Genomic DNA, 11,910 nt, shown 5'->3' on the forward strand with positions numbered 1-11,910 from the left:
GTGGCCGCGCGCGCGGGCTGGGCGCACATTGCGAGCAGCACGATTCCCGGTTTCATTCCATTTCACCCAACTCAAACTGGCGGAGAACAACACCATGCCTGTAACGGCAATCAGCGGCGCGGCTTCCGGCATCGGCGCGGCAACGGCGGCCATGCTCGAAGCGGCGGGGCATCGCGTCATCGGCATCGATCTGCGCGCGAGCACGATCAGCGCCGATCTTTCCACGGCGGCCGGGCGCGCGCATGCCGTCGCCGCCACGCTCGACGCCTGCGGCGGCGCGCTGGACTCGCTCGTGCTGTGCGCCGGTCTCGGCTCCGACTTCACGCCCGCCACGAAAATCGCCAGCGTGAACTACTTTGGCGCGGTGGATCTGCTCGACGGCCTGTTGCCGGCGCTGAGCGCGCGCGCCGCGTCCGGCGGGCGTCCGGCGGCCGTGGTCGTGTCGTCGGTGGCGTCCACGCAGATCACGTGGGAGAAGAATCCGCTTGCCGCGGCCTTGTCCGCGCACGACGAGGAAGCGGTCGCGGCCACGCTCGCCGCGCTCGGCGATCGCGCCGGTCACGGGGCTTACGCGGGTTCGAAGAACGCGCTCACCGTGGCGGTGCGCCAGCGTGTCAAGCAATGGGCCGATGCCGGTGTGCGCCTCAATGCGGTGGCGCCTGGCGCGGTCGAGACGCCGCTATTGCAGCGCGGCCTCGACGACCCGCGCTTCGGACAACTGATCCGCGATTTCGTCGCGCCCATTCCGCGCCGCGCCGCGCCTGGTGAAATCGCGGGCCTGATCGGCTTTCTGCTCGGCGAGCAGGCGGCCTATATTCACGGCGCGCAACTCGTGATCGACGGCGGCATCGACGCGCTTGCGCGTCCCACGGCGTTTTAAGCCTGTTCGCTCGGGCGGCTTGCGTGCCGCCCGAGCGCGTGTTCATCGGCCCTCGAACTTCGGCTTGCGCTTTTCCACGAACGCCTGCATGCCTTCCTTCTGGTCGCGCGTCGCGAACAGCAGTTGATTGGCCTTGCGCTCCAGCATCAACGCCGCTTCGAGCGATGCATCGACCCCGGCCAGCACGACTTCCTTGATCTGCATGGCGGCAAGCGGCGGCATGGCCGCGATCTGCCGCGCCATGGCAATCGCATCGCTCACCACCTGCGCGTCGGGCACCACGAGGCTCACGAGGCCCATGATCTGCGCGTCGCGCGCGCTCACGGGGCGGCCCGTGAGCAGCATGCGCATGGCGTTGAACTTGCCGACGGCGCGCACGAGGCGCTGCGTGCCGCCAATGCCTGGCATGATGCCGATGCGGATCTCGGGCTGCGCGAAGCTCGCGCCTTCGCCCGCGATGATGATGTCGCAATGCATGGCCAGCTCCGACCCGCCGCCGAACGCGTAGCCGCACACAGCCGCGATGATGGGCTTCGGGCAGCGCTCGATGGGCGCCCACACGCGCTCGGTGTGGCGGCGCAGGATGTCGATCGGGCCCGCATCCGAAAGGCTGCGGATATCGCCGCCGGCCGCGAACACTTCGTCGCCGCCCGTGAGCACGATGGCGCGCACGCGCTCGTCGGCGCTGAGCGCGGTGAAGGCTTCGGACAGCGCGGCCTGCAAGGAAAGGCTCAATGCGTTGGTGGCCTGCGGGCGATTGAGCCGCACGACGGCCACGCCCTCTTCGGGGTATTCGACGAGCAATTCCTGAGATTCGGTGTGGGACACGGTGTTAAGTCTCGCGATAGGTAGTCAGTCTCAGGCGATGCTCGCGCGCCGCCGCACGGCGCGCATCGTCCATTCAGACGCACCTCGGTGGCCTGTCCACGCGGCAGAAAAACAGTCGTGCAGAGCGAGTCGGCTCATGGTGCGGACGCGAGTTCGGCCCGTCCAGGGCATCGTCCTTTTGGACGTATTTGCGCTGCGGCGATTGCCCTAAATTGGTCTGCAACACAGCAATGGGGCGTATCGCATGTCGCAATCTGCGCAGTTCAACCAACGTGTCGTGCTCGTCACGGGCGGCACCAAAGGCATCGGGCGAGGCATCGCCGAAGGGTTTCTCGCGGCCGGTGCGCGCGTGATCGTCTGCGCCCGCACGGCGCCGGAGCAGTTGCCCGCGTCGGGCGACGCGCGAGCCGAGTTCGCCGCGTGCGACGTGCGCGACGCCGACGCGGTGCGCGAGCTGATCGCGCAGATCGCGGCGCGCCACGGCCGCCTCGACGTGCTCATCAACAACGCGGGCGGCAGCCCGCCCGCCGACGCCGCCACGGCCTCGCCGCGCTTTCACGAAGGCGTGCTGCGGTTGAACCTCATCGCGCCGTTGAACTTCGCGCAGGCCGCCAACGCGGTCATGCAGCAGCAGGAAAGCGGCGGCGTGATCGTGTTCATCGGCAGCATCAGCGCGCTGCGCCCGTCGCCCGGCACGGCCGCCTATGGCGCGGCCAAGGCGGCCGTGCTCAGCCTGGTTTCGTCGCTGGCGGTCGAGTGGGCGCCCAAGGTGCGCGTGGTGGCCGTGAGCCCCGGGCTCGTGCGCACCGAACAGGCCGAATTGCACTACGGCAACGAAGCGGGCATTGCGGCCGTGAGCAGCACGATTCCCGCCGGCCGTCTCGCGCTGCCCGCGGACATCGCGGCGGCGTGTCTTTACGCGGCCTCCGGCGAGGCGAGTTATCTGAGCGGCACGAATCTGCTTTTGCACGGCGGCGGCGAGCGTCCGGCGTTTCTCGCCGCCGCGCGGTCCGGCACATCCTGACGCGCACGCACGCGTCGGCACTATCAGAAGAAGGAGCGAGGCTTTGGCTGAACATGAATGGATGAACGAAGTGCGTGCGCTCGTCGGCAAGGAGTATGGCCGCGTGTACGCATGGGACCCGGTCAACGCGCCGATGATCCGCCAGTGGTGCGAGATCATGGAAGTGACCAACCCGGTCTACACCGACGAGGCGGCCGCGGCCGCTTCCGTGCACGGCGCGCTGGTGTCGCCGCCCACGATGTTGCAGCCCTGGTGCGAACCGGGCCTGTACATGAACAACTATCCGCCGGGCTCGACCGACGAGAATCCCTACGAGTCGCTCAAGCTGATCGAGGCGCAGGGCTATGCGTCGGTCGTGGCCGTGAACTCGGAGCTGGAGTTCGACCGTTACGTGCGCATGGGCGAAAAGCTCTACTACACCACGCGCCTCGATTCGATCAGCGAAGAAAAAGTCACGGCGCTCGGCACCGGCTACTTCGTCACGCTCGTGATGACGTATTGCGCGCAGGCCGCAGGCAACGACGGCGCGGACGAGGAAGTCGGGCGCCTGCTGTTCCGCGTGTTCAAGTTCCGGCCGGCGAAGGTGCACACCAAAGAGGACGCCGCTGCCGCTGAAAAGCCCAAAACGCCGGCACGTCCGGCACCCGGCATGAGCGACGACACGCGCTTCTTCTGGGAAGGCGCGAAGGCGGGCAAGCTCCTGATCCAGCGCTGCAAGTCGTGCGGTTCGCTGCGTCATCCACCGGGGCCGGTGTGCCCGTCGTGCCATTCGTTCGAGTGGGACACGGTGACTGCTTCGGGGCGCGGCACGGTGTACTCGTTCGTGGTGATGCATTACCCCGAAGTGCCGCCGTTCGAGTACCCGAACCCCGTGGCGCTCGTCGAACTGGAAGAGGGCACGCGCCTCGTCGCGCAACTCGTGGGCGTGAAGCCCGAAGAGGTGACGATCGGGCAGGCCGTGCAGGTCGAGTTCAACACATTCGAAGGCGATCTCGTGCTGCCGCAGTTCCGGCCGCTCGCGAGCGCTTGAGGAGAGGGCCATGGACTTCTCCTTGAGCGAAGACCAGCACGCGTTCGCGCAGACGGCGCAGACGCTCTTCGCCGACTATGGCGACGACGAGCAGTTGCGCGCGTTCGATCTGGGCGACGAACCGTTCATGCGCGAGCTGTGGGCGCAATGCACGGCGATGGGACTCACGACCATGGTGGTGCCCGAAGAGGCGGGCGGCCTGGGCCTGGGCATCACCGAACTGACCGCGGTGCTGGAGCAACAAGGGCGTGCGCTCGCACTCGTGCCGTTGTGGGAGCAACAACTTTCGCTTGCCGCGATCGCGCGCTTTGGCGACGCGCAGGCGCATGAACAGTGGCTGGCCGAAGCCGTGAGCGGCGAGAAGCTGGTCACGGTGTCGCTCGAAGGCAGCGTGTTCGGGCGGGCGTGCCTCGAAGCCGGCCGCGACGGCGATGCATGGCGTTTGGACGGTCTCGCACCGGCCGTGCCGCTCGGCGCGCAGGCGAGCCGGGCCTTGCTGGTCGCGCAACGCGAAGGCGTGCGACGTCTCGTGCTCGTCGATCTCGCGGACGCGGCGATCTCCATCACGCCCGGCGTGAGCCAGCATCACCTCGCGGTTGCCGACCTGAAGTTCGAGGGCGTGCGCGTGGACGAGAGCGCGTGGCTCGATGAAGCCGCGCTTGCCTGGTTCGAGCCGCGCGCCATTGCCTGCCTCGCGGCGCTTCAGTCGGGCGTGTGCGCCCGCCAACTCGAGCGCGCCGTGGACTACGTGGGCGAGCGTCGTCAGTTCGACCGCGTGATCGGCACGTTTCAACTGGTGGCGGGCCAGATGGCCGACGGCCACATCGCCGTGGAGGCGCTGCGCACTTCGCTCGCGCAACTCGTCTACCGGCTCGACGCCGGCCAGGGCGCGCTGCCGCAGGGCTGGGCCACGCGCTGGCTCGCCTGTGAAGCAGGGCATCGCGTGGGCCACATGGCGCAGCACGTCCACGGCGGCATCGGCGTGGACATCACCTTCCCGATTCATCGCTTCCTCTACTGGAGCCGCGTGCTTGGCCTCGCGCTCGGCGGAGCGGAACACAACCTTGCGAAGCTGGGCGACTGGCTCGCGAATCACGACACACTGGGCTGGAAATACGACCATGCAGAAGACCAGACGGTTTGACGACGTACAGCCGGGCGAGGCGCTGCCGGCTCTCGCCATTCCCATCACCGTGCCGCTCGTCGCGGGCGGCGCGATCGCGACGCGCGACTACTTTCCCGGCCACCACGATCTCGATGCGGCGCGCGCGCTCGGCTCGCCCCACATCTTCATGAACATCCTCACGACCAACGGCATCGTGCAGCGTTACGTGGAGGACTGGGCGGGCATGGAAGCGGCTTTCCGCTCCGTGAAGATCAAGCTCGGCGTGCCGAACTATCCCGGCGACACGATGACCTTCAGCGGCGAAGTGACGGACAAGCGCGCCGACGACCGTACCGTGGAAGTCACGCTCAAGGGCCGCAATTCGATGGGCAATCACGTGACCGGCACGGTGCGCGTGCAGTTGCCTTAACGCAGGTTAAACGGCTCAGCAAGGATAACTAACCATGAGCAGATCAATCCTGCCAGGCCGCGCGGCGATCGCGGGTCTTGGCGCCACCGAATTCTCGAAGCAGTCCGGGCGCACGGAGCTGCGCCTCGCGATGGAAGCGACGCTCGCGGCGCTCGACGACGCGGGCATCGACCCGGCCGAAGTCGACGGTTTCTGTTCCTATTCGGTCGACAAGGTGCCCGAGTACGAAATCGCGCGCCTGCTCGGCGCACGCGAGGTGAAGTTCTTCTCGCAGATTCCGCACGGCGGCGGCGCGGCCTGCGCGCCCGTCATGCACGCGGCCATGGCCGTGGCCTCGGGCGTCGCGAAGACGGTCGTGGTCTATCGCGCCATGAACGAACGCTCGTGGTATCGCTTCGGCTCGGGCAGCTACGGCTTTGGCGAGACGCCGTTCTTCGAGAACGTGAACTACGGCTGGTACATGCCGCACGGCTTTCACACGCCGGCGGCGTGGGTCGGCATGTTCGCGCGCCGCTACATGCACACCTACGGCGCGACGAGCGAGGACTTCGGCCGCATTTCCGTGGCCGCGCGCGACTTCGCGGCGACCAATCCGAATGCGTTCTTCTACGGCAAGCCGATCACGCTCGAAGACCATCAGCGCTCGCGCTGGATCTGCGAACCGCTGCGCCTGCTCGACTGCTGCCAGGAATCGGACGGCGCTGTCGCGATGGTCATCACGTCGGCCGATCGCGCGCGGGACCTGAAGCAAAAGCCCGTGATCATCAAGGGCGCGGCGCAGGGCATCAGCGAAGGCCAGCAGATCATGACGTCGTTCTATCGGGACGACATCACGGGGCTGCCGGAAATGGGGCTCGTCGCGCGCCAGCTCTGGGAACAGAGCAAGCTTGCGCCGAGCGACATCCAGACCGCCGTGATCTACGACCACTTCACGCCGTTCGTGTTGCCGCAGCTCGAAGAGTTCGGTTTCGTCAAACGCGGCGAGGCGAAGGACTTCATTCGCGCGGGCCATCATCAGCGCGGCGGGCGCTTGCCGCTCAATACGCACGGCGGCCAGCTTGGCGAAGCCTATATCCACGGTATGAACGGCATTGCGGAAGGCGTGCGCCAGGTGCGCGGGAGCGCCGTGAACCAGGTCGAGGGCGTGCATAACGTGCTCGTGACAGCGGGAACCGGCGTGCCCACGAGCGCGCTGATTCTCGGCGACGCCTGAAGCGTCAAGGGAGCCTTTCCATGTTCGTCGACCTGAGCCCGGAACAGCACGCGTTGCGCATCAAGGTGCGCGACTATTTCAACGACCTGATGACGCCCGAGTTGCGCCTGCGCTTGCGCGGCGCGGAAGGCGGCGATGAATTTCGCCGCGTGATCCGCAAGATGGGCAGCGACGGCTGGCTTGCCGTTGGCTGGCCCAAGGAGTACGGCGGTCAGGGATATAGCGCGACCGAGCAGTTGATCTTCTTCGAGGAGGCCAACATTGCCGGTGCGCCGCTGCCGTTCGTCACGATCAGCACGGTGGGCCCCGCGCTGATGGCCTACGGCACGCCCGCGCAGAAAGCGCGCTTTTTGCCCGGCATCGCCGCGGGCGAGATCATCTTCGCAATCGGTTACTCGGAGCCCGACGCGGGCTCCGACCTCGCCACGCTCAAAACGCGCGCGACGCAGGACGGCGAGCGCTTCATCGTCAACGGCAACAAGCTCTGGACCTCCGGGGCGGAAGCGGCCGACTTCATCTGGCTCGCGGCGCGCACCGGCGCGCAGGAAGCGCGGCACAAAGGGGTTTCGCTGCTGATCGTCGATACGACGTCGCCGGGCTTTTCGCATACGGTCATCAAGACCGTGTCGAACCCGACGGCCGCGACCTATTACGACAACGTCGAAGTGCCGGCGGACATGCTGGTGGGCCAACTCAACGGCGGCTGGCAGTTGATGACTGCGCAGCTCAATCACGAGCGGCTCGGTCTCGGCACGTGGTCGGACAAGGTGGCGGGCACGTTCGCCCGTGTGCTGCGCTGGGCCCGCGCGCGCGACGAGCGCGGTTTTCGCGCGCTCGACCTGCCTTGGGTGCAGCGCACGCTCGCGCAGTGCTATGCGCGGCTCGAAGCGATGCGGCTCATCAACCTGCGCATTGCGGCCGAACTCGAAGCGGGGCGGCTCGACGTGGCGCTCGCTTCGACCACCAAGGTGTACGGCAGCGAAAGCGCCATCGAAGTCATGCGCGGCCTGTGCGAGGTCGTGGGCGGCAGCGCGCTCGTGCGCGCGGGTTCGTCGGCGGCGCTGCTCCTTGGCGAGCTGGAGTATGAAGCGCGCGCCGCGACGCTGCTCACCTTCGGCGGCGGCACCAACGAATTGCAGCGCGAACTGATCGCGCAGTTCGGCTTGCGCATGCCGCGCACGGCGCGCTGACACCATCGGAACAGAGGGGACATCAAAACATGAGTTCAAGCGTAACCGGGAGCGCGCCGCGCGATGCACGTGATGCTCGCGGACCGTGGCCGACCCGCGAGGAGACCCAGGCGAAGCTCAACCGCCGCAACGCGGCCGCGGCGCGCCATCGCGCGTCGCAAACGTACTGTACGGCCGAGCGCATCGAAGAAAGCGCCGAGCGCCATGCCGGGCGTGCGTGCCTCATTTATGGCGAGGAGCGCTACACCTACGCCCAGGCGAACGCGCTCATCAACCGCGTGGCGCATGCGCTGCACGAAGAAGGCGTGAAGCGCGGCGACGTGGTCGCGCTGGCCGTGGAAAACCGGCCCGAGTTCTTTTTCCTGTGGCTCGGCCTCTCGAAGCTCGGCGCAACGGTGGCGTTTCTCAATACGAACGTGAGCGGCGCGCCGCTCGCGCACGCGCTCGAATCGACCGGCGCGCGCCACGTGCTGATCGGCGAGGAGTGCCTCGCCAGTTTCGCGTCGATCGAACCCGTTGCGGGTTCCGTGTGGTGGGTCGTGCCGGACCCGGGCATGGTCGCCGTAGCTCCTGCCGCCGACGTGCGCGCGAAGCGTCTCGACGTTCACGCGCCCGGCCTTGCGGAGCACAATCCGCCCGCCTCGTGGCGCGAGGGCACGGTTGGCGAAACGCCGGCCGTCTACATTTTCACGTCGGGCACCACGGGCTTGCCGAAGGCGGCCGTGCTGAGCCACGCGCGCTGGCTCATTACCGGCGACGTGATGCAGGTCACCATGGATGTGACGCCCGACGACGTGTTCTACTGCTTCCTGCCGCTCTATCACGGCGCGGCCTCGCTTTCGGCGGGCGCGACCGCGTGGGCCGCGGGCGCGAGCATCGTGTTGCGCCGCAAGTTCAGCAAACGCGAGTTCTGGCAGGACGTGCGGCGCCATCGCGTGACCATTTGCCAGTACGTCGGCGAGATTTGCCGCTATCTGCTCACCGAGCCGCCGCGCGAGAACGATCGCGACCACACGTTGCGCACGCTCGTGGGTGCGGGCCTGTCGCTGGAAGTGTGGGACGCGTTCGTGAAGCGCTACGGCGAACTCGACATCTACGAGGGATGGGGATCGACGGAAGCCAACACGAACACCATCAATCTCGACAATCGCATCGGCTCGTGCGGCCGCGTGCCGTTCTGGGAAATGACGAACCTGCGCGTGGCCCGCTACGACGTGGAGAACGACGCGCACGTGCGCGGACCGGACGGCTTTCTCGTGCAGTGCGCGCCCGGCGAAGTGGGCGAGGCGATCGGCATGATCATCGACATGCCCGACGTGATGGGCGGCCGCTTCGAAGGCTACACCTCGCGCGAGGCCACCGAGCGCAAGATCCTGCGCAACGTGTTCGCCCAGGGCGACAGCTGGTGGTCCTCGGGCGACCTGCTGCGCTTCGACGAAGAAGGCTACTGCTACTTCGTGGACCGCATCGGCGACACGTATCGCTGGAAAAGCGAGAACGTCTCGACGATGGAAGTCGCGGACAGCCTGGGCGACTATCCGGGCCTGGAGACGATCGCGGTATATGGCGTGCAGGTGCCGGGTTTCGAGGGCCGCGCGGGCATGGCGGCGATCGTGATGCAGCCCGGCCGCGCATTCGACGCCGAGGCGTTCTACCGGCTCACGTGCGAGCGCGTGCCGCGCTACGCGGCGCCGCTCTTCATCCGCATTGCTTCGGTGCCGGACCTCACGACCACGTTCAAGCTGCGCAAGGTGGATCTGCAACGCGAAGGCTACGACGCAGGGCAGATCGCCGATCCGCTCTACGTGCGTGACGAAAAAGCGGCTCGCTACGTGCCGCTCACGCCCGAGGCGGTGGCCCGGGCGCTCGGAACTTGAGGAGAGAGCGATGGAAGAGGCCGCTGCACGCAGCACGTCGGGACTGACCCATAACGGCCGCGCGGCCGCGCAGCTCGAGTATCCGTTCGAGCCGCCGGCGAGCGATGGCAGCCGCGTGGAAATCGCGCCGGGCATTGCGTGGATCCGCATGCCCATGCCGATTCCGCTCGACCATATCAACGTCTATCTGCTGCGCGACGACGACGGCTGGATCGTGGTCGACACGGGGCTGCATACCGACGCGGCCAAGGCGATCTGGGAGCGCGTGGCGGCGGAGCAACTCGAAGGCCTGCCGATCAAGGCCGTGCTGTGCACGCATTTCCACTACGATCATGCGGGCCTCGCGGGCTGGCTCGTCGAACGCTTCGACGTGCCGCTCTACATGACGTTCGGCGAGTACTACATGATGCGCATGACGTATCAGCCGCTGCCGCAGCAGCCGGGCCCCGCCCAGGCGCGCTTTCTCCAGCGCGCGGGCGTGCCGGTCGAAACGGGCCACGCAATGCACGAAGCGCTGCTGCGCGACCCGTTCATGCCGAAGGAAGTGCCCGCGTTCACGCGCCTGCACGACGGCCAGGTGCTGCATATCGGCGCGCGGCGCTGGCGCGTGGTGGTCGGCTCGGGCCACTCGCCCGAGCACGCGTGCCTGTACTGCGAGGACGAGGCTATACTCATTTCCGGCGACCAGTTGCTGCCCGGCATCAGCTCGAACGTGCAGGTCACGCCCGCCGAGCCCGAAGCCGACCCGCTGCAAAACTGGTTCGACTCGCTCGACCGGCTCGCCACGCTCGCGCCGCACACGCTCGTGCTGCCTTCGCATCAGCGCGTGTTTCGCGGCGTGCATGCGCGGGTTCAATCGCTGCGCGACCATCACGACGGGCAACTGGAGCAGCTCACCGCGTTCATCGCGCGGCAGCCGGGCTGCACGACGCTCGAAGCGATGGAAGCGCTGTTCAGGAACCTGCGCAGCGCGATGGACCGCTTTCTGGCGCTCGGAGAAACGATCGCGCATTTGTCGTGGCTGCGTTTTAACGGGCGCGTGACGCGTCGGCTTGACGCCGAGGGCGTCTACCGCTTCGATCTGGCCGACGCGGCCGATGTGGCCAGGAGCGGCGGCGGCGCGGTGGAGCAAACAAAAAACATGGGGACACGTTGTGGCTGACCTGGAACAGTTTCGCGCCGAAACCCGGCGCTGGCTCGAAGAGCATTGTCCGCCGTCGATGCGCAAGCCGATCACGGCGGACGAAATGGTATGGGCGGGCACGCAGATCGCGTTCGCGACCGAAGATCAACGCGTGTGGTTCGAGTGCATGCGCGAGCGCGGCTGGTTCGCGCCGGGCTGGCCCGCCGAGTATGGCGGCGGCGGCCTCGACCGCGCGCGCGCCCGCATTGTCGATGAAGAGATGTCGCGGCTCGGCTGCCGCCAGCCGCAATACAACCTCGGGCTGTGGATGCTCGGGCCCGTGCTGCTCGAATACGGCACCGAAGCGCAAAAGCGTGAACACCTCGTGCCGATCACGCAGGGCTCGCAGCGCTGGTGCCAGGGCTTCAGCGAGCCGAATGCGGGGTCCGACCTCGCGAGCCTGAAGACCTCCGCGCGCCAGCAGGGCGACGAGCTCGTCATCAACGGCTCGAAAATCTGGACCTCGTATGGCGACAAGGGCGACTGGATGTACGCGCTCGTGCGCACCGACTTCGAGGCCGTGAAGCAGGAGGGCATCACCTTCGTGCTCATCGACATGCGCGCGAAGGGCGTGACGGTCAAGCCGATCGAACTCATTAGCGGCAAGTCGAGCTTCTGCGAAGTGTTTTTCGACGACGTGCGCGTGCCGCTCGCGAATGTCGTGGGCGGTCTGAACAAGGGCTGGAGCGTGGCGAAATCGTTGCTCAAGCACGAGCGCGCGGCCATGTCGAAGTTCACCGAAGGCGGCGCGCCTTCGCACGACGCGCTCGAAGTCGCGCGGCTGTACCTTGCCGATGCGGGTGAAGCGCCCGTCTGGCGCGACCGTCTCGCAGCACTCCTGATGGATTCGCACGCGTTTTCGCTCACGCACCAACGCGTGGCGGAGCAGGCCATTGCGCGCGAGGACGTGAGCGGGCCTTCGTCGATCATGAAGCTCGTGCAGACCGAGCAGGAAAGCGCGAAGTACGAACTGCTCATGCAACTGATGGGCCACCGGGGCCTCGGCTGGGAAGGCGACGCGTTCAGCGGGCTGGAGCGCGAGATCAGCCATTCGTGGACGCTCTCGAAAACCTACACGATTTCGGGCGGGTCGAGCGAGATCCAGTTGAACATCATCGCGAGGCGCGTCCTCGGCCTGCCGGCGTGAGAG

The 11,910-nt window shown here is 67.2% G+C and carries 11 protein-coding genes; 10 read left to right on the forward strand and 1 reads right to left on the reverse strand.

All coding sequences use genetic code 11. The features are described from left to right. Positions 1 to 94: 94 nt before the first annotated feature. Positions 95 to 880: an SDR family oxidoreductase gene (locus C7402_RS23080; protein WP_112174219.1), complete on the forward strand. Its 786-nt coding sequence runs from the start codon at positions 95 to 97 to the stop codon at positions 878 to 880. Positions 881 to 922: 42 nt separating this feature from the next. Here C7402_RS23080 and C7402_RS23085 read toward each other — a convergent pair whose 3' ends face one another. Next, the gene (locus tag C7402_RS23085) at positions 923 to 1,708 is read right to left on the reverse strand and encodes an enoyl-CoA hydratase (RefSeq protein ID WP_112174217.1); all 786 of its coding nucleotides are present in this window, start codon (positions 1,706 to 1,708) and stop codon (positions 923 to 925) included. Positions 1,709 to 1,952: 244 nt separating this feature from the next. Here C7402_RS23085 and C7402_RS23090 point away from each other — a divergent pair, with 244 nt between their 5' ends. The 9 genes from C7402_RS23090 (at position 1,953) to C7402_RS23130 (ending at position 11,907) form a co-directional block, all read left to right on the forward strand. Beyond that, entirely contained in the window at positions 1,953 to 2,732 is a 780-nt protein-coding gene (locus tag C7402_RS23090; RefSeq protein ID WP_116612267.1) for an SDR family oxidoreductase, read from the forward strand. 61 nt (positions 2,733 to 2,793) lie between these two features. After that, positions 2,794 to 3,762 carry a bifunctional MaoC family dehydratase N-terminal/OB-fold nucleic acid binding domain-containing protein gene (locus tag C7402_RS23095; RefSeq protein WP_425273798.1) on the forward strand — a complete coding sequence of 323 codons (969 nt, stop codon included), beginning with the start codon at positions 2,794 to 2,796 and terminating at the stop codon, positions 3,760 to 3,762. 10 nt (positions 3,763 to 3,772) lie between these two features. Next, on the forward strand, positions 3,773 to 4,906 hold the full coding sequence (locus C7402_RS23100; protein WP_116612269.1) for an acyl-CoA dehydrogenase family protein: 1,134 nt from the start codon (positions 3,773 to 3,775) through the stop codon (positions 4,904 to 4,906). After that, positions 4,884 to 5,297: a MaoC family dehydratase gene (locus C7402_RS23105; protein ID WP_112174213.1), complete on the forward strand. Its 414-nt coding sequence runs from the start codon at positions 4,884 to 4,886 to the stop codon at positions 5,295 to 5,297. The genes C7402_RS23100 and C7402_RS23105 overlap by 23 nt, the downstream gene beginning before the upstream one ends. Positions 5,298 to 5,331: 34 nt before the next feature. Then, on the forward strand, positions 5,332 to 6,510 hold the full coding sequence (locus C7402_RS23110; protein WP_116612270.1) for a lipid-transfer protein: 1,179 nt from the start codon (positions 5,332 to 5,334) through the stop codon (positions 6,508 to 6,510). A gap of 20 nt (positions 6,511 to 6,530) precedes the next feature. Then, on the forward strand, positions 6,531 to 7,700 hold the full coding sequence (locus tag C7402_RS23115) for an acyl-CoA dehydrogenase family protein (protein WP_112174211.1): 1,170 nt from the start codon (positions 6,531 to 6,533) through the stop codon (positions 7,698 to 7,700). 29 nt (positions 7,701 to 7,729) lie between these two features. Continuing rightward, complete coding sequence (locus C7402_RS23120) at positions 7,730 to 9,577, forward strand: long-chain-acyl-CoA synthetase (RefSeq protein ID WP_116612271.1); 1,848 nt, start codon at positions 7,730 to 7,732, stop codon at positions 9,575 to 9,577. A 10-nt stretch (positions 9,578 to 9,587) separates the two neighbouring features. Further along, a complete protein-coding gene (locus C7402_RS23125; protein ID WP_116612272.1) occupies positions 9,588 to 10,739 on the forward strand; it encodes an MBL fold metallo-hydrolase in 1,152 nt (383 codons plus the stop codon). Beyond that, positions 10,732 to 11,907 (forward strand): acyl-CoA dehydrogenase family protein, encoded by a 1,176-nt coding sequence (locus C7402_RS23130; protein ID WP_116612273.1) that lies wholly within the window; start codon positions 10,732 to 10,734, stop codon positions 11,905 to 11,907. Before C7402_RS23125 ends, C7402_RS23130 begins: the two co-directional genes overlap by 8 nt. Positions 11,908 to 11,910: the final 3 nt, after the last annotated feature.

Origin of the sequence: Paraburkholderia unamae (assembly GCF_003096875.1) — a bacterium.
Classification (GTDB): domain Bacteria; phylum Pseudomonadota; class Gammaproteobacteria; order Burkholderiales; family Burkholderiaceae; genus Paraburkholderia; species Paraburkholderia unamae.

Coding starts and splice junctions, on each gene's coding strand:
- C7402_RS23090 (WP_116612267.1), top strand. CDS start 1,953: ATGTCGCAATCTGCGCAGTTCAACCAACGTGTCGTGCTCGTCACGGGC.
- C7402_RS23115 (WP_112174211.1), top strand. CDS start 6,531: ATGTTCGTCGACCTGAGCCCGGAACAGCACGCGTTGCGCATCAAGGTG.
- C7402_RS23120 (WP_116612271.1), top strand. CDS start 7,730: ATGAGTTCAAGCGTAACCGGGAGCGCGCCGCGCGATGCACGTGATGCT.
- C7402_RS23110 (WP_116612270.1), top strand. CDS start 5,332: ATGAGCAGATCAATCCTGCCAGGCCGCGCGGCGATCGCGGGTCTTGGC.
- C7402_RS23105 (WP_112174213.1), top strand. CDS start 4,884: ATGCAGAAGACCAGACGGTTTGACGACGTACAGCCGGGCGAGGCGCTG.
- C7402_RS23100 (WP_116612269.1), top strand. CDS start 3,773: ATGGACTTCTCCTTGAGCGAAGACCAGCACGCGTTCGCGCAGACGGCG.
- C7402_RS23095 (WP_425273798.1), top strand. CDS start 2,794: ATGAACGAAGTGCGTGCGCTCGTCGGCAAGGAGTATGGCCGCGTGTAC.
- C7402_RS23125 (WP_116612272.1), top strand. CDS start 9,588: ATGGAAGAGGCCGCTGCACGCAGCACGTCGGGACTGACCCATAACGGC.
- C7402_RS23080 (WP_112174219.1), top strand. CDS start 95: ATGCCTGTAACGGCAATCAGCGGCGCGGCTTCCGGCATCGGCGCGGCA.